General features: G+C 73.1%; 12 protein-coding genes. 4 read left to right on the top strand and 8 right to left on the bottom strand.

Annotation, left to right across the window (positions count from 1 at the left end; genetic code table 11):
• Window positions 1-3: 3 nt before the first annotated feature.
• Entirely contained in the window at window positions 4-963 is a 960-nt protein-coding gene (locus EKD16_RS02755) for an HpcH/HpaI aldolase/citrate lyase family protein (protein ID WP_131096942.1), read from the bottom strand.
• A gap of 232 nt (window positions 964-1,195) precedes the next feature.
• Here EKD16_RS02755 and EKD16_RS02750 point away from each other — a divergent pair, with 232 nt between their 5' ends.
• The 4 genes from EKD16_RS02750 to EKD16_RS02735 all read left to right on the top strand — a co-directional run bounded on the left by EKD16_RS02750 (window position 1,196) and on the right by EKD16_RS02735 (window position 6,840).
• A complete protein-coding gene (locus tag EKD16_RS02750) occupies window positions 1,196-3,514 on the top strand; it encodes a molybdopterin-dependent oxidoreductase (protein WP_131096941.1) in 2,319 nt (772 codons plus the stop codon).
• Between the two features lie 167 nt (window positions 3,515-3,681).
• Window positions 3,682-4,788, top strand: coding sequence for a FecCD family ABC transporter permease (locus tag EKD16_RS02745; RefSeq protein WP_131096940.1), 1,107 nt, complete (start codon window positions 3,682-3,684; stop codon window positions 4,786-4,788).
• Entirely contained in the window at window positions 4,785-5,915 is a 1,131-nt protein-coding gene (locus tag EKD16_RS02740; RefSeq protein WP_131096939.1) for a FecCD family ABC transporter permease, read from the top strand. The genes EKD16_RS02745 and EKD16_RS02740 overlap by 4 nt, the downstream gene beginning before the upstream one ends.
• A gap of 31 nt (window positions 5,916-5,946) precedes the next feature.
• Entirely contained in the window at window positions 5,947-6,840 is an 894-nt protein-coding gene (locus tag EKD16_RS02735; protein WP_131096938.1) for an ABC transporter ATP-binding protein, read from the top strand.
• 40 nt (window positions 6,841-6,880) lie between these two features.
• Here the strand turns inward: EKD16_RS02735 and EKD16_RS02730 are convergent, their stop codons facing one another.
• The 7 genes from EKD16_RS02730 to EKD16_RS02700 form a co-directional block, all read right to left on the bottom strand.
• The gene (locus EKD16_RS02730; RefSeq protein ID WP_131096937.1) at window positions 6,881-9,013 is read right to left on the bottom strand and encodes a serine/threonine-protein kinase; all 2,133 of its coding nucleotides are present in this window, start codon (window positions 9,011-9,013) and stop codon (window positions 6,881-6,883) included.
• A gap of 474 nt (window positions 9,014-9,487) precedes the next feature.
• A complete protein-coding gene (locus EKD16_RS02725; RefSeq protein ID WP_131096936.1) occupies window positions 9,488-11,659 on the bottom strand; it encodes a serine/threonine-protein kinase in 2,172 nt (723 codons plus the stop codon).
• Between the two features lie 440 nt (window positions 11,660-12,099).
• Window positions 12,100-12,462, bottom strand: coding sequence for a hypothetical protein (locus EKD16_RS02720; RefSeq protein ID WP_131096935.1), 363 nt, complete (start codon window positions 12,460-12,462; stop codon window positions 12,100-12,102).
• A 277-nt stretch (window positions 12,463-12,739) separates the two neighbouring features.
• Window positions 12,740-13,573: an SRPBCC family protein gene (locus EKD16_RS02715; RefSeq protein ID WP_131096934.1), complete on the bottom strand. Its 834-nt coding sequence runs from the start codon at window positions 13,571-13,573 to the stop codon at window positions 12,740-12,742.
• 235 nt (window positions 13,574-13,808) lie between these two features.
• Complete coding sequence (locus EKD16_RS02710) at window positions 13,809-14,660, bottom strand: FAD binding domain-containing protein (RefSeq protein WP_131096933.1); 852 nt, start codon at window positions 14,658-14,660, stop codon at window positions 13,809-13,811.
• On the bottom strand, window positions 14,657-17,059 hold the full coding sequence (locus tag EKD16_RS02705) for a xanthine dehydrogenase family protein molybdopterin-binding subunit (protein WP_131096932.1): 2,403 nt from the start codon (window positions 17,057-17,059) through the stop codon (window positions 14,657-14,659). The genes EKD16_RS02710 and EKD16_RS02705 overlap by 4 nt, the downstream gene beginning before the upstream one ends.
• Window positions 17,056-17,622, bottom strand: a complete 567-nt coding sequence (locus tag EKD16_RS02700; protein WP_131096931.1) for a (2Fe-2S)-binding protein — start codon at window positions 17,620-17,622, stop codon at window positions 17,056-17,058. Before EKD16_RS02700 ends, EKD16_RS02705 begins: the two co-directional genes overlap by 4 nt.
• Window positions 17,623-17,922 lie beyond the last annotated feature (300 nt).

Below are 17,922 nucleotides of genomic sequence, written 5' to 3'. Positions count from 1 at the left end.
GTATCAGGTCCCGCCGCCCTCGGGTCCTTCGGGAGCGCGGCGCATGCCGGCGGCGCGGCCCTTGCCCGCCACCACCAGCGCCATCTTGCGCGACGCCTCGTCGAGCATCTCCTCGCCGAGCATCACGGCACCGCGCCGCTCCACCGTCGTGGCGTGCTCGTAGGCGTCCAGGATCCGCTCGGCGTGGTCGTAGTCCTCCTGGCTGGGCGCATAGACCTCGTTGGCGGCATCCACCTGCAGCGGGTGCAGCACCCACTTGCCGTCGAAGCCGAGCGCGGCCGTGCGCCCGGCGGAGCGGCGGAACGCCTCGACATCGCGGACCTGCAGGTAGGGGCCGTCGATCGCCTGCAGGCCGTTGGCGCGCGCGGCCACCAGGATGCGCATGTAGACGTAGTGGTAGGCATCGCCCACGTCGTAGCCGGGCGGCTGCTCGCCGACCACCAGCGTCCGCATGTTCAGCGAGGCCATGAAGTCGGCGGGACCGTAGACCAGGGTCTCCAGCCGCGGTGACGCCGCAGCGATCTCGTCCACCCGGGCCAGTCCGCCGGCGTCCTCGATCTGGGCCTCGATGCCGATCCGGCCCGGGGCGAGCCCGTTGGCCGCCTCGATCTGGGTGAGCAGGGTGTCCAGCCACCGAACGTGGTCCGGTCCGGTCACCTTGGGCAGCACCAGGCAGTCCAGTTCGGCCCCGGCGCCCTCGACCACCTCGATGACGTCGCGGTAGGTCCACGGCGTCTGCAGGTCGTTCACCCGCACCGTGCGCACCTTCGCGCCCCACCCGCCCGCGTTGAGCGCGTCGACGGCGCCGGCGCGTGCCGCGGCCTTCTCCCCCGGGGCCACCGCGTCCTCCAGATCGAGGAAGAAGGCATCGACCTCCAGGCCGCGCGCCTTCTCGACGAACCGGGGGTTGGACGCCGGTACCGCCAGTACCGAGCGGCGCGACCGCGATGCCACCGCACTCATGACAGCCTCCCTTGCCTCGACGGGCTCCTGCGGCGCCTCCGCCAACGCGGCCCGGCGCCGCCGGACATCCTCGCAGGTGCCCTGCGAGTCCACCCACGTGCGCATTCTCATGGCACGGTGCTGTGCGGTCCCGGCGCGGTTCCGCAAGAGCCTGCATAGTCTGCGAAGAAGAAAGCGATTCGGGGGGCCGCACCCGGCCCGGACGCAGCGGCCCCCGACGGGAGAGAACGCGATGGACCGGCAGGACGAGCAGACGACCAGCCACCCCACCAGCTCGCACTGGGGCACCTACGACGTGCTCGTCGCCGGCGGCCGCGTCGTCGGCGTGCGCCCCGGCGCCGACGACGAAGACCCGCCGCCCATCAGCCGCAACACCCCCGGCGCCCAGCACCACGAGACGCGCGTCGCCGCGCCGGCCGTACGGCGGCGCTGGCTGGACGGCGGTCCCGGACCCGACCCCGTGCGCGGTACGCCGGGCGACGAGTACGTGGAGGTCGACTGGGACACGGCGCTCGACCTGCTCGCCGCGGAGCTCGACCGCGTCCGCCGCGAACACGGCAACGCCGCGATCTACGGCGGGTCCTACGGGTGGGCCAGCGCCGGCCGCTTCCACCACTCCCAGAGCCAGATCCACCGGTTCCTCAACACCGTCGGCGGCTACACCCGCTCCCGCAACACCTACAGCCACGCATGCGTCGAGGTGCTGATGCCGCACGTGGTCGGCATGGGCGGCCTGGCCGACCTGCTCGAACGGGCGCCCACCTGGGAGGCCGTCGCCCGGCACACCGAGCTGGTGGTGACCTTCGGCGGCCTGCGGCTGTCCAACACCTGGAACGCCTCGGGCGGGCGGACGCGGCAGACCGCAGCCGCGGGTATGCGCACAGCGGCGGAGAAGGGCGTGCGCACCGTGTCAGTCAGTCCGCTGCGCGACGACACCATCGAGGAGATGGGCGCCGAATGGCTGGCCGCCGACCCCGGCACCGACACCGCCGTCCAGCTCGCACTCATGCACACGCTGTTCGACGAAGGGCTCGCCGACTTCGGCTTCCTCGACCGCTACACCGTCGGTGCCGACATCCTGCGCCGCTACGTCATGGGCGAGCGGGACGGCGTCGCGAAGACGCCCGAATGGGCCGAGGACCTGTGCCGACTGCCCGCCGGGGCCCTGCGCGACCTGGCCCGGCGCATGGCCGCCGGGCGCACGCTGGTCAACGTGGGCTGGTCGGTGCAGCGAACCCGGTTCGGCGAGCAGCCGCTGTGGGGAGGCGTCGCCCTGGCCGCCTGCCTGGGCCAGATCGGCCTGCCCGGCGGCGGGTTCGCCACCGGGTACGGATCCACCGGCAACTACGCGGGCGGGTCGACCCCCTCGGGGCTGCCGCGCTTCCTGCAGGGCGCCAACCCCGTCGACTCCGCCATACCGGTCGCCCGGGTGGCCGACATGCTCCTGCACCCGGGTGAGCCCTTCGACTTCGACGGGCGGCGCCCGACCTACCCCGATATCCGGCTGGTGGCCTGGTCCGGCGGCAACCCGTTCCACCACCACCAGGACCTCGCGCGACTGACCCGCGCCTTCGGCCGGCCCGACACCGTGCTGGTGGTGGAGACCCACTGGACCGCCACCGCCCGCCACGCCGACATAGTGCTGCCTTCCACCACCGCGCTGGAGCGCGACGACATCGCGGCAAGCCAGGGCGACCTGCGGGTGCGCACCATGCCTCGCGCGGTCCCACCGCACGGCCTGGCCCGCGACGAGTACGACGTCTACGCCGACCTCGCCGAACGGCTCGGCGTGCGCGGGGCGTTCACCGAAGGCCGCACGTCCCAGGGGTGGCTGCGCCGCATCTACGAGGACTGGCGCGCCCGCTATACCGGCCCGATCCCCGATTTCGACGCCTTCTGGGCCGCCGGAGGGGTCGACATCCCCGACCGCGTCGAGGACACCACCCTCTTCGGCGGCTTCCGCGCCGATCCCGACGCCCACCCGCTGGGCACCCCCAGCGGCCGCATCGAGCTGTACTCCGAGACCGTGGCCTCCTTCGGCTACGACGACTGCCCCGGCCACCCGGTGTGGCTGCCCGCGCCCGAGCGGATCGGCACCGAACGGGCCCGCCGGTGGCCGCTGCTGCTGATCGCGAACCAGCCGCGCGGCCGGCTGCACAGCCAGCAGGACATGGGCTCCTACAGCCGCTCGCTGGAGATCGCCGACCGGGCGCGGTTGCGCATGCATCCGGGCGACGCCGCTGCGCGCGGCATCGACGACGGCGAGGTGGTGCGCGTGCGCAACGACCGCGGCAGCCTGCTGGCGGGCGTGGAGACCAGCACACAGGTGCGGGCCGACGTCGTCCAGCTGTCCACCGGCGCCTGGTACGACCCGTCGTCGGGCGAGGTGACCTGCGTCCACGGAAACCCCAACGCGCTCACGCCGGACATCGGCTCCTCGGCACTGAGCCAGGGCACCACCGGGCAGCACGTGCTCGTCGAGGTGGAGCGCTACGAGGGCGAGCCGCCCCCGGTGCGCGTCTTCGCGCCCCCGCGCCTGATCACCCGGTAGGCGCCGCAGTGGCGCCGGGGAGGAGACGCCGCTCACCTCCGGAGCCCACTTCCACCACATCGGGGGATAGGTTAGCCTCTACTAAGTTCGTAACGTGGAGACCGACCCGGAGGAACTGTGCTGCCCCTGCACGCGCGCCGCACGGCCGCCCCCACCGGCGGAGCGCGATGAGCCTGGAACGGCCGTCCACCGCCCCCGGCCTCGGCGACGCCGCCGACGCCGCCGACGCTGTCGTCGCCGCGAACGCGCTCGACCACCGCACCCGCGCCACCGCGCGCACCCACGCGCTGCGCACCAGCGGGCTGCTCGTGCTGCTGGGGGTCGCGGCGCTGTGCGCGGTGCTCAGCATCGCCATCGGCGCGAAGGCCATCCCGCTGGGCACGGTCGTCGAAGCGCTGCTCAACCCGGACGGCAGCTACAACAGCAGCGTCGTCTGGGAACTGCGCATGCCGCGCACCGTGCTCGGCATCTTCGTCGGCGCCGCCCTCGGCCTGGCCGGCGCCCTCATGCAGGCCCTCACCCGCAACCCGATCGCCGAACCGGGCATCCTCGGCGTCAACTCCGGCGCCGCGGCCGCCGTGGTCACCGCGATCTTCGTCTTCGGCATGACCAGCGCCGCCGCCTACGTCTGGTTCGGTTTCCTCGGCGCCGCGATCGCCGCCGTCCTGGTCTACGCACTGGGCTCCCGCGGCCGCAGCGGCGCCACGCCGGTGCGGCTCGCCCTGGCCGGGACCGCGCTGGCGGCGGTGCTGCAGGGTTTCGTCTACGCGCTCACCGTCCTCAATGAATTCGTCTTCGATCAGATCCGCTTCTGGCAGGTCGGCTCCCTCGTGGGCCGCGACATCGAGATCTTCCTGCGGCTGTGGCCCTTCCTCGCCACCGGCATCGTGCTGGCCATCGCCCTCGGTCCCGCGCTGAACGCCGTCGCCCTGGGCGAGGACCTCGCCGCCGCCCTCGGTGCCCACATCAACCGCACCCGGGCCCTGGTGGCGGTGGCGATCATCCTGCTGTGCGGAGGTGCCACCGCCGCAGCCGGACCCATCTGGTTCGTCGGGCTGATCGTGCCCCACCTCGCCCGCTCGTTCACCGGCCCCGACCAGCGGTGGCTGCTGCCCTACGCCGCCGCGATCGGGGCGGTGCTGCTGACGCTGGCCGACACCGCCGGGCGTGTGATCACCTCCGGCGGCGAACTGGAGGTCGGCATCGTCACCGCGCTGGTCGGCGCCCCCGTGTTCATCTTCCTCGTGCGGCGGCGAAGGATGGCCGAACTATGACCCTCACCCCCGCCCGCACCGGCGAGAACGCCGCATCCGGCGCGCAGAGCGCGGACACAGACACCGCCGGTGCGTCCGCCAGGCGCCCCGGCGGTCCCCGGGCGCTGCGCACGGCGGGTGGCCGCATCAGCTTCGTGGTGCGCCCCCGCATCGTCTCCGTCTACGCGGGGCTGCTCGCCGCGACGGTCGCGGTCTTCGCCGTGTCGCTGTCGGTGGGCGAGTACTCCATCCCGCTGCCGCGCGTGCTGTGGGCGCTGGCCGGCGAGGGCGAACGACTCGACTTGTTCTTCGTCCGCGACGTCCGGCTCCCGCGCGCCTGGGTCGCGGTGCTGGTCGGCGCGGCGCTGGGCATCTCCGGCGGGGTTTTCCAGAGCCTGTCGCGCAACCCGCTGGGCAGCCCCGACATCATCGGCTTCACCGGCGGCGCCTCCACCGGCGCGGTCGCCACCATCCTCGTCCTGGGCGGGAGCATGGTGCAGGTCTCCATCGGCGCCATGGCCGGCGGCGTCGCGACAGCCGTGCTGGTCTACCTGCTCGCGCTCAAGCAGGGCGTGCAGGGCTACCGCCTGGTTCTCGTCGGCATCGGCATCAACGCGCTGCTGCTGGCCGTGCGCGACTACCTGATGACGCGCGCCGAGCTGACCGAGGCGCTGACCGCGCACATCTGGATGATCGGCAGCCTCAACGCCACCGGATGGGGCGAGGTCGTCGCGGTGGCGCTGGCCTGCGCCGTCCTGGTGCCCGCGATCCTCGCCCTGGGGCCGCGGCTGCGCCTGATGGAGATGGGTGAGCAGGCGGCGCGCGGGCTGGGCGTGCCCGTGCAGGGGACCCAGGTGACGGCGATGCTCGCGGCGAGCGCGCTGACCGGCGCGGCGATCGCCGTCGCGGGGCCCATCTCCTTCATCGCGCTGGCGGCGCCGCAGCTCGTCCGCCGCCTGGCCCGTACCAGCGGCACCGCGCTGCTTGGCGCCGCGCTCATGGGCGCTCTGCTGCTCGCGGCGGCCGACCTGGCCGCTCAGCATGTGCTGGCACCCACGCAGCTCCCGGTGGGCGTGGTCACCGCCGTCATCGGCGGCAGCTACCTCGTCTGGGTGCTATACCGGGAATGGCGCACCGGAAATGCATAATTCCGGACAATTTACGCACCAAGGAGAGACGATGTCCGAACCGGCCCGGCTGTGGGGCGAGAACCTGACCCTGGCCTACGACCAGAGCGTGGTCTCCCGCGATCTCGGCATCACCATCCCGGACAACTCCTTCACGGTCATCGTCGGTCCGAACGCGTGCGGCAAGTCGACCCTGCTGCGCGCACTGTCGCGGATGCTCAAGCCGGCCCGGGGCGCCGTGCACCTGGACGGCCGGCTGATCGGCTCCTACCCGTCCAAGGAGGTGGCGCGCCGCTTGGGCCTGCTGCCGCAGACCTCCATCGCGCCGGACGGGATCACCGTCGCCGACCTGGTGGCGCGGGGGCGCTACCCGCACCAGAAGTTCCTCAAGCAGTGGTCGCGCACCGACGAGAAGGTCATCAACGAGTCCATGGAGGCCACCGGCGTCGCGGACCTCGCGGGCCGCATGGTCGACGAGCTCTCCGGCGGACAGCGCCAACGGGTGTGGCTGGCGATGGTGCTCGCGCAGCAGACACCGCTGCTGCTGCTCGACGAGCCGACCACCTACCTGGACATCGCCCACCAGATGGACGTCCTGGACCTCTGCGCCGAGCTGCACCACGAGCGCTCCCACACCCTGGTCGCGGTGCTGCACGACCTCAACCACGCCTGCCGGTACGCCACACACCTCATCGCCATGAAGGACGGGCACGTGGCCGCGGAGGGCGAGCCGTCCGAGATCGTCACCGAGGAGCTGGTCGAAAAGGTCTTCGGTATGCCCGTGCGCGTGATCCCCGACCCGGAGACGGGCACGCCACTGGTGGTGCCGGTCGACCGCGGCGGCCGCATCGCCCGCAGAGCGCGGCCGCAGCACACCTCCGCGGCCGGCCTCAACGGCACGGGGGCGACCGGCAGCGCGGACGCCCAGCAGCACCAGAGCGCCTGACCAGGGCGAAATCCCGGTGGAACCGGAACCGGACGGCCCCCTACTGCAGTTCGACCAGGTCGACTCGCTCGGCCGCGCCGATCGGGCCGCGGTAGCAGGCTCCGACGTCGGCGCTCGCGCCCTGGGTCGCGGCGCTGCCGTCGGGTACGGGGTCCATCCGGCACGTCCACTCGCCGACCTCTGCGACGTACCCCGCCGCTTGCTGCTCCTCCGGCGGGATCGCCAGGTACTCCTCCACCACCGGGCGGACGTCGCCGCAGGCCGTACCGGCGCGTGTCGGCACCAGGTAGGCCCGCTCCAGGTCCGGAACGCCCTCCACGACGCCGCAGATGCGGCTGTCCAGGCCGTCGAAACCGGAGTAGTCCCAGCTGTGCTCCTGGCCACCGGCCGTGTAGGCGAGCCGGAGGGGGCGACCGTCGACACCGACCCACAGGTCGAAGGGCGCGTCCGTGAACTCCTGTTGCCCCGACTCCGTGCGCACCGCGCCGTCGAACGTGCCGCTGACGTGCAGCCCCGGGGTGCCGTTCAGTTCTCCTTCGATCCGCTCGGCCACGTCCATGGACTCGCGCAGCCCTTGGAAGGGCGCCAGCACGGCCTTGCGGGAGAGGCGCCAGGCTGCGCCGTCGTCGGGCCCGGTCGCTGACGCGTAGTACCGGCCCTCCACACCACCGCCGTACTCCCGACTGATCAGGCGGTCGGACTCGGGGGAGTAGATGCGGGCGACGCTGCCCGCCTCGGGCTCCTCGGGGCTTCCCCGCTCGGTGACGGACTGGAAGTGCTCCTGACCGGCCAGGGTGGCCAGCACGTACTCCCGCCGCTCGCCCGCCGCGGCGGCGTCGCCGCCGTCCACCTCGTCGACGGCCCGGTAGCCGGCTGCGGTCCGCAAGGTCTCCACCACGCCGGCGACGGCCTCCTCCGCCGTACCGAACGCCGGGGAGGAGGATGCCGACTGCGACGCGCTCGGCGCGGCGCCGGCCTCACCGGCGAACGAGCCGGCGGTCAGATAGCCGCCGACGCCGATCGCGATGGCTCCGGCCATGCTGCAGGCGGTCACCACCGCGGTCGCCAACGCGCCCGCCCGCCGACCGCTCGGCTCATCCGGCGCGGGCGCGGCGGCGGGCGCGGCGCTCCCCGCAGCGGGACCGGATTGCGCAGCGTGCGTACCGCTCCCTGTGGCGGATGCGGTCCCGGCCGACGCGGTTGCCGCCGCCCACGCGGCTTCGTCCGAAGACGCGGCGCCGACGCCCTGCCAGTGCGACGCGAGAACCCCGCGCAGCCGGTCGCCGAGGTCCGGCGTCGCGATGTGCGCGGTGTCGTCGGTGGAGGCGAACGCGACGAGTCCCCGGTAGGCGCTCTCGGCACTCGGCCGGGCCCCGGCGTCGGCGGCGACGGCCATCTCGATCAGCGGGCTCAGTTCGTCCGGCATTCCGGCGAGGTCGGGGCGGCCGTCGCGGATGCGGCGCAGCATGTCGGAGGTGTCCCCGCCCGCGGCGAAGGGATGGCGCCGCCTCGCCGCGTAGGCGACGAGGCATCCCCACGAGAAGACGTCGGCGCCGGGTGCGGGCTCGGCGCCGGCGGCGCTCTCCGGGCTCGCCCACTCGGCACCGGCCGAGCCCTGCGCCTCCGGCGGGAAGAGCGACCCGCCTGCGCCGCCTGCGGCGTCGAGCCCGAGGATCCGGGGCCCGTCCGCGGCGAGGACGACGTCGTCGGGGGTGATGCGGCCGTAGGCGAGCCCGGCGGCGTGGGCGGCGGCGAGAGCTTCGGCGGTGCCGGTGGCCAGCGCGAACAGGGCATCGCGGGTCAGCGGTCCCGCGCTCTCCACCCGCCGGCGCAGCGTCGGCCCGGCCGGATACGCCGTGGCGAGCCAGGGCGGGCCGGCGTCGGGGTCGGCGGCGAGCAGGGGAAGGACGCAGACGCCCGAAACGCCGCGCATGGCGGACGCGCGCCGCGCGAACGCGGAGCGGAAACCGGGATCGGCGGCCAGGCTCGCGGCGGCCACGCGGACGGCGGCATGGCCGCCGCGGGGAGCGTGCGCGCCGTACACGACGCCGGCGGAATCCTCGGCCAGCCGGCCGAGAAGGGTGAAGTCCCCGACCCGCTGCGGGTCGCCCGCCTCCAGCGGCCGCAGTTCCGGGGGATGGGGCGCGTTACCGGCCCCGTACTGCGCGCTCATGCTCTGCTTCCTTCTGCTCACGAGCCGGCATGCGGCACTGCTTTTCCGGCATTCCGATCATCGCCGACATAAAACCGCATTCTGCTAGGAACAAGAGTGCGGATCGGCACCGGGGCTCGGGGGAGTCCGGGAGGAGGCTCGACCGGCACTCTTCTCCACCGGACCCCGCCGAAAGCGTCACCCGGGGCTGCCGCGGCCTGGACGGCCGGACGATCCCCGGGTGACGCTACCCGCCGCCGGACCCATACGGGGGGCGTTGCGGTAGCGCCGCGATGGGCCGACGCCGCGGGACCCGCGAGGAGTTCCCAGGGGTGCCCGCGCGTGCGCGGGGCCCGAGGCGACACGTCAGAGCGGCCGGACAGGCGGCGACCCTGCGGAAACCGCCCAAAGCTCGGTGTTCTGGGAGGACCCCGTCCTTCCGGGAGCCGGGATGGGACCTGACCGCCATCAGGCAGGTGACCGGCCGCCGTCGCCTCAGTCCAGCCGAATCAGGTCGACGCGCTCCTCGGCTCCCAGCTCGCCGTCGTAGCAGACGCCCGCGTCCTCGACCGTGCGCTCCAGGACCTCCGAAGCGGTGCTCAGGCCGCAGTTCCAGCCGTCCACCTCGGCGAGAAGACCGCTGCCCTCCTTCTCCTCGTCGGGCATCGCCAGGTACGCCTCCACCGCTGCGCGCGCATCGTCGCAGGCGATCGAACCGGCAGTGGGCACCAGCAGGGCGCGGCCGACGCGCGGGACGTTCTCCACCGTGCCGCACAGGCGCCGGTCCAGTCCGCCGAACCCGCTGTAGGTCCAGGTGTGCGACGCGCCCGCCAGCGGGTTGTCCTCGGAGACGAACTCATACTCCAGACGCAGCGGCAGACCGTCCATCGCCGTCCACAACCCGAAGTCGACACCCGACGCGACGGGAACCGACCGGCCCGGATAGACGAGGTCGAACGCCCCGGTGATCCGCACCGCCGGCGTACCCTCCAGGTCGGTCGCCGTGCGCTCCGACACCTCCATGGAATCGGCGAGGTTCTGGAACGGGTGAAGCACCGCCTCGCGCGTGTGCATGAGCCGGATGCTCTCGTCCATCGGCCCGGATGCCGCGGTGTAGGAGGCGTCGGCGTCGCTGCCGTTCCATGCCCGCTCGATCAGCCGCTCCTGATCGGGGCGGTAGATGCGGTCCGTCGCGTACTCGGGCGAGTCCAGGCTTCCGGTAACGGCCACCGAATGGAAGAACGGCTCCCCGCCTACGGTCGCGCGGACATACTCGTCGTAGCTGGGGAGACCGTCGTTCGGGGTCCTCTCTTGGACGGCGCGATAGCTGTCGGCCGCCTCCAGGCCGTCGACGATCCCGGCGACGATCTCATCGGGCGTGCCCAGCGTCGGCGATGGCGACGGGGACGCGCTCGGTGAGGGTTCGGAGGTGGCGGCGGAGTCGGCGAGGGAACCCGCGGCGAGGTACGCGCCGGTGCCGATCGCGCCGGCGACGAGCACCGCCGACGCGGACAGGACGGCGACCTTGACCCCGCCGGTCACACCGGCGGCGGTTGCGGCTCCGCCGACGCCCGCCCCGGCGGCACCGGCTCCGCCGGCCGCGGCCGCTCCGCCCGTGCCGGCGCCGGCCGCCGCTCCGCCCGCGCCGCCGGCCCCCATCGCCGCGGTCATCGCGCCCGCTGCCCCCACGACCGGTGCCGCGGCGATCCACAGGGCCGGGTTGTGCCAGCTCACGTCGATGCCGCGCCAACTGCCCGCCACGAGCCCGCGGAGCCGGTCGCCGAGGTCGCGCGTCTGGATACGCGAGGTGTCCTCGGCGGTGGAGAAGTCGATCAGCCCGCGGTAGGCGCTCTCGGCGGTGGGCCGCGAGTCCGGGTCCGCCGCGAGCGCCGATTCGATCATCGGCCGCAGTTCGCCGGGCACGCCCTGCACATCCGGCGCGGTCTCCAGAACGCGGTGGCGAAGCTCGACGGCGTCGCCCCTGCCGTAGGGCGGGCGGCCGGTCGCCGCGTAGGCGACCATGCAGGCCCACGCGAACACGTCGGCGGGCGGTGCGGCCTCGGCGCCCCGGTAGCGTTCCGGACTCACCCAACCCGGGGACCCGAACACCCGGCCGCCGGAGTGCTCCGCTGCGCTCCGGCTCACCGGACGTGCGATGCCGAAGTCCAGAATCCGCGGCCCGGTCGGTGTCAGCATGACGTTTCCGGGTTTCACATCGCAGTGCACCACACCGGCGGCGTGAATGGCGGTGAGCGCCTCCGCGGTACCGGCCGCGAACGCGAACAGCATGTCCGGTTCCAGCGGCCCCACGGTCTCGACGTGCCGGCGCAGGGTAGTGCCGGGGACGAAGTCGGTCGCCAGCCACGGCCGAGCGGCGTCGGTGTCCGCCGCATGCACGGCGACCGCGTAGATCCCCTCGATGCGCCGCATCAGCTCGACCTCGCGGGCGAACGCCTCCCGAAACGCCGAGTCCTCGGCGTAGCGCTCGTGCACGACCTTCACCGCGATGCACGCGCCGCCGTCGCCGAGTGCGCCGTAAACAGTGCCCATGCCGCCGACACCGAGCCGCCCCACAACGGTATAGGGACCGATACGTCGCGGGTCGTCAGCGACCAGCGGCCGCAGCTCCGGCGGAAGGGGCGCTGTGCTCCCCGATTGCGCGCTCATGGGGGGTTCTCTCTTCGTCGCCGACCCGGACGCGCGTGATTCTAGTTCGGCCGGATGATGCGCAACTCCCCGAGCCGGAGAACGGCAATCGGCGTCCACGAGTGGATTCCGGCGGCAACATCGCAGCCTGCGGGCCGCGCGAGCCCGGCGCACCCGTCCGGGCCACCCGTTGCCCGGTGGCCGGGATCGGCCGATACCGAGTGTCCAGAGCGCGCGTAAGACCGACGTCCCCCGAGCGGGGAGTGGCTTGTCGAGCAGAAGAGGACCATCAGTCCTCCGCTCTCACCGGAGCTTGCCGCCCGCATCCGGTGGCAGGACGCGCGGACCGGTCGGAAACGCCGTCTACGGACGGTTCCCGTGAATGCGGGGATGCCCACCGCCGCCCCGAACCGCTCGCGGGCAGCCCGAGGCGGCGGCTACGTGGTACGGGACGCGCTACCTCACCACGCCAGGAAGACGCTCTGGACCTCCGGATCCAGTTTCTGGACACTGTCACCGGGGCCCACGCTTCCGGTGGTCAGCCCCCTGCACGCCGAGGCCGGGTACAGTTCGGCCACCGCCGGGATACCGGGACTGCCGTAAGTGTTGGCGATCGAGCGGAGCGGTGCCTTCGTCGTGACGCAGCCCGCTCCTGCCGGGAGGGGGATCATTTCGCCGGTGTAGTCGTAGCCGGTGTAGCCGCAGATCATGCCCGGCTCACAGTGCGGTGCCGCCCCCATGTCGTCTGCGGTGGCGGTCAGGGGCGCCGCTGCGAGGGCGGCGGTTGCGGCGGCGAGGACGGTCGCGCGAAGGGTTCTGCGCATACGAGTGCTGCCTTCCGAATCGAGCGGCCTCGGGCGACAGCATCTCGTATGCGGTCCGGCCGTGTCGACAGGGTCCCCGGCCGCCGGATCCGGCCACCGAGGGGCGTTCCGGAGGTTCTCGCGGCGGAACCGCGCGGCAGTACCGGCACAACGGCCGCGTGCGCTCGGTGGCAAGCCGGCGCACCGCCCTCGCGACCCGCGGCCCGCTCCGCAGACCCGGGAGGCGCCGGCCTTCGCGCATCGGCGGGTTCCGGCGCCCCTCGCCGGACGGTGGTACTTACCGGTCGCGCCTGCGCCTGCGCAGCCAGCCGAAGACGACGGCGAGCACCGCCGCCACGCCGAGCACCGGCAGAGCGCGCTTCAGCAGCGGCATGCCGACGGTCGAGACGAGGTCGATGCTGTCGTCCCTCGCCCGCATGCCGGGGCTGTCCGACCGCATGTCCGTCCGCACCGGGGAATGCGTGCCCGCGTGCAGCCCCGTTTCGCTCGACGCGGTCGCCGCGGACTCGGCGCTTGCCGCCGACTCCTGCTGTTCCCCGGTCGCCGGCTTCGGCTCGCCCGCGTGCGTGCCCGCGGAGGAGCCGCTCGCCGACTGCGAGCTCCCCGAGCCGCCGACGGCTCCCGTCCGCGCCTCCTCGCGCCGGGGCTCCTCCGGGCTGCCGCCCTGCAGTTCGGCGGCGAGGTTCTCGGCGAACTTCGCCACCAGCTTGGCGCTGACGTCGGCCATCACGCCGCGCCCGAACTGCGCGACACGGCCGGTGACGGTGAAGTCGGTGTCGACCTCCACCTCCGTGGACCCGTCGCCGTCCTCGAACAACTGGGCGGTGACCGTCGCCGACGCCGTTCCGGTGCCGCGCGCCTCCTTGCCGCCCGCGTGCAGCTCGACGCGGCGCTCCTCCTCGTTCACCTCGGTGAAGTGCGCCTCGCCCCGGTAGGTCACGGTGATCGGGCCGACCTTCACCCGGACCTTGCCCGTCATGGTGTCGCCCTCGACCGATTCGAGGGTTGCGCCCGGCATGCACGGTGCGATCCGCTCGACGTCCATCAGCACGTCCCATGCCCGGTCCACGGGCACCGGTACCGTGAACCGGTTGTTCAACCGCGTGCTCATTCGCAGCGCCGCCTTCCTGCCGCGTTCGACGTCATCGGCTCCGCCCTTGTGTACTGCCCCGCGGGTGCGCGCCTGTCACCCGTCCAGCGCCCGGTTGTTACCCTGCGCGGTCGCATCCAGCCCCGCGCCTTGCGTTCCGGCGGTCGGTCGATCCGGTCACCGTGTACCGCGCCGGGGCGGACCGGCCGCATCCGGCCCGCCCCGGCGGGCGGCGGGCGCGCGCCCGCCGCCCGCCTCAGAGACCCGCTGCCCGAGCCAGCGCCCGGCCCGTCAGCACCCGGGCCAGATGGCGCCGGTAGTCGGCCTGCGCGCTGAGGTCGTTGGGCGGATCGGTGTCGGCGTCGGCCGTGCGAGCGGCGTCCCGCAAGGCGTCGGCCCGCGCTGGGATCCCCCGGCAGGCGGCCTCCACCCCGTGGGCGCGGACGGGTGTGCTGCCCATGTTCGTCAGCCCCACCCGGGCCTCCGCGATGCCGCCGCCGTCCGGGCGCACCGCGGCGGCGACGCCGACGACCGCCCACGCCTGCGCGGCCTGGGAGAACTTCTCGTAATGGAACGACCAGCCGCTCATCTTCGGGAACCGCACCGCCGTCAGCACGTCGCCGATGTCCAGCGCCGTGGTCAGGTAGTCCTGGAAGAACTCCGACGCCGGCACCGTCCGCTCGCCGTCCTCGCCGCTGATCACGAACTCGGCGTCCAGCGCCAGCGCGACCGCGGGCAGGTCCCCGGCCGGGTCGGCGTGCGCCAGCGACCCGCCCAGCGTCCCGCGGTGGCGCACCGCGGGGTCGGCGACCGTGCGGGTGGCCTGTGCGAGCAGGCCGCAGTGCGCGGCGATCAGCGGGTCGTGCAGCACCTCGTCGTGGGTGGTCATCGCGCCGATCCGGAGCCGGTCGCCGTCGTCCTGCACCCCGCGGAGCTCGGTCAGCCCGGCCAGGTCGATCACGACGTCGGGATAGGCCAGCCGGAACCGCAGCAGCGGAGTCAGGCTCTGCCCGCCCGCCAGGAGCTTGGGCTCTTCGCTCTCGGACAGGACCCGCACCGCCTCGGAGACGTCGCCGGGCCGCACGTAGTCGAACTGGGCCGGGATCATGGCTGTCCTCCCTCGCTGGCGCCGGCGCTGCGTGCGTCGGCGATGGCCCGCCACACCCGCTGCGGCGTACACGGCATGCGCAGGTCCCGCACCCCGTAGGGCCGCAGCGCGTCCACGACCGCCCCGACCACCGCCGGGGTCGAAGCGATCGTCCCGGCCTCGCCGACGCCCTTGGCACCCAGCGGGTTGGTCGTCGACGGCGTGACCGTGCGGTCGGTGGTGAAGTCCGGCAGGTCCGCGGCCGTCGGTACGAGGTAGTCGGCCATCGTCGACGTCACGAGGTTTCCGTCGGCATCGTGCACGGCCTCCTCGTAGAGCGCCTGCGCGATGCCCTGGGCCAGCCCGCCGTGCACCTGGCCCTCCACGATGAGCGGATTGACCACGGTGCCGACGTCGTCCACGGCCACGTAGGAGCGGATGCACACGGCACCGGTCTCGGTGTCGACCTCGGCGGCGCACAGGTGGGTGCCGTGCGGGAACGAGAAGTTCTCCGGGTCGAATGTGGAGTCGGCGTCCAGCGACGCCTCGGCGCCCTCCGGCAGGTCGTGGGCCGCGAACGCCGCGAGCGCCACCTCCTGCATGCTCGTGGCGGGCCGCTCCGTGCCGCGCACGGTGAACCGCCCGCCGGAGAACTCCAGGTCGTTCTCGTCGGCCTCCATCATGTGCGCGGCCAGCCGCCGCGCCTTCTCCAGCACCCGGTCGCACGCCTCGACGACGGCCGTGCCGCCGACCACGAGGGAGCGCGACCCGTAGGTGTCCATGCCCTTGGGCGAGACCCGGGTGTCGCCGTGCAGCACCTCGACGTCCTCGAACGGCACCCCGAGGCGGTCGGCGACGATCTGGCTCCAGGCCGTGGCGTGGCCCTGCCCGTGCGCGCACGAGCCCGTGACCACCTCGACCTTGCCGGTGGGCAGCATCCGCACCGAGGCGTTCTCCCAGCCCCCGGCGCTGTAGGACAGCGACCCCAGCACCCGCGACGGCGCCAGCCCGCACATCTCGGTGAAGGTGGAGATGCCGATTCCCAGTTGGAGCGGGTCGCCGCTCTCGCGCCGCCGGCGCTGCTCGGCGCGCAGCTCGTCGTAGCCGAACAGCCGCATGGCCTTGTCGGTCGCCGACTCGTAGTCGCCGGAGTCGTAGGTCAGCCCGGCGATGGTGGTGTACGGGAACTCCTCGTGCCGGATCCAGTTGCGCCGCCGCAGCTCCATCGGGTCCATCCCGATCTCGTCGGCGAGCTCGCTCACGATCCGCTCGATCGCGTAGGTCGCCTCGGGACGGCCCGCGCCGCGGTAGGCGTCGGTGGGCATCTTGGTCGTGAACACCCCGGTGCAGCTGAACGCGTAGGCGTCCATCTTGTAGATGCCGGGGAACATCAGCGCGCCGAGCACCGGCACGCCCGGCGTCACCAGCATCATGTAGGCGCCCATGTCGGCGAGCAGGTCCACCTTGAGTCCGCGGATGCGTCCGTCGGCGTCCGCGGCGATCGAGACGTCCTGGATCTGGTCGCGACCGTGGTGGGTGGTCTGGAACCCCTCCGTGCGGGTCTCTGTCCACTTCACCGGCTTGCGCAGTCGCCGGGCCAGCAGCAGCGCCAGCACCTCCTCCGCGGTCACCTGCAGCTTCGAGCCGAAGCCGCCGCCCACGTCGGGCGCGATGACGCGGATCTTGTGCTCGGGGACGCCGGTGGTCATGGCCAGCATCAGCCGCAGGATGTGCGGGACCTGCGTAGCCGACCACATCGTGAACGCGTCGCCGTCGGGGCGGCACACCACCGACCGGGGCTCCATCGCCGCGGGGATCAGCCGCTGCTGGTGGTAGCGGCGGGTCACCACGACGTCGGCACCGTCGAACGCGGAGTCGACGTCGCCGGCCGAGAACGGCCAGACGAACGCCTTGTTGCTGCCCTGGCCCTGCCCCGAACCCGCGTGCACGGGATCGGAGTCCTCGGCCAGCGCCGCCTCCATGTCGACCACGGCCGGCAGCGGCTCGAACTCGACGTCGATCGCCTCCAGCGCGTCGGCGGCGGCGTAGGCGTCGCGCGCGACCACGCAGGCCACGGCCTCGCCGACGTAGCGCACCTCGTCCACGGCCATGGGCGGGTGCTCGGGCAGAGCCATGTCCTCGGTGACCGGCCACGCGCACGGCAGACTGCCCTGCTCGCCGGCGAAGTCGGCCCCGCTGAAGGCGGCCACCACCCCGGGTTGCTGCTTCGCGGCCGAGGTGTCCACGGCCGCGATGCGGGCGTGGGCGTGCGGGCTGCGCAGGAACGCCACGTGCAGCATGCCCGTCTGCTGGATGTTGTCGGTCCAATTGGTCTGCCCGGTGATAAGCCGGGCGTCCTCTTTGCGCAGGCGCGGGCTGCCGACCTGGTCGGGAGCAGGCGACTGGGGTGCCATGGTCATGACGAAGCACCCCCGCTCGCTGCGCGCGGCGCCGGTTCCTGCTCGCCGGTCATCTGCTGCGGCACCCCTTGGGTGACCGGTTCCTGCTCGGAGGTCTCGGAGCGCATCGCGGAGGCGGCCTCGCGCACCGCCCGCACGATGTTGACGTAGCCGGTGCACCGGCACAGGTTGCCTTCGAGGCCCTCGCGGACCTCCTGCTCGGACGGATCGGGATTGTCCCGCAGCAGATCCAGCGCCGCCATGATCATGCCCGGGGTGCAGTAGCCGCACTGCAGGGCGTGGCTCTCGTGGAAGGCCCGCTGTACGGGATGCAGGTCGCCGTCTGCGGCGAGCCCTTCGACAGTGGTGATCTCGTGGCCGTCGGACTGGCAGGCGAGCACCGAGCAGCTCTTCACGGACCGGCCGTCCATCAGAACAGTGCAGGCGCCGCAGTTGGTGGTGTCGCACCCGACGGGGGTGCCGACCTTGCCCAGTTGCTCGCGTAGGTAGTGGACGAGGAGCCGGCGCGCTTCGACCTGGTCGTCGTAGCGGACGCCGTCGACGGTTACGCGGATATGTGGCATGGGGCCAAGACCTCCTCAAGTAGTGGCCTCATCAGTACTACTGGTCATGGGAGGTCCGACCACGGTAAAACACGAGGTCTGGGCGATCCAGGCCCCTTTCCGCAACTTCTTTCCAAAGCGCCGCGGGCCCGCGCGGTCGGCGCCCGGCGCGGTACGGCCCGGCGTGTCGGGCAGCGGAGCGGGGGCGGGTCGGGTCTGCTGGGCGGTCTTGCTGGTCGGCCGGGTAACGGGCGGCCTCGGAGATGCAGCGGCGACGGCCGCGGATGGCCGGGCCTGCGGTCGGCGGTTCGGGTGCTCGCC

The sequence above is a fragment of the Streptomonospora litoralis genome (genome assembly GCF_004323735.1).
In the GTDB taxonomy this organism is placed as follows: domain Bacteria; phylum Actinomycetota; class Actinomycetes; order Streptosporangiales; family Streptosporangiaceae; genus Streptomonospora; species Streptomonospora litoralis.
Note: the sequence above shows the minus strand (reverse complement) of the source record. Positions and strands in the feature narration are given on the sequence as shown.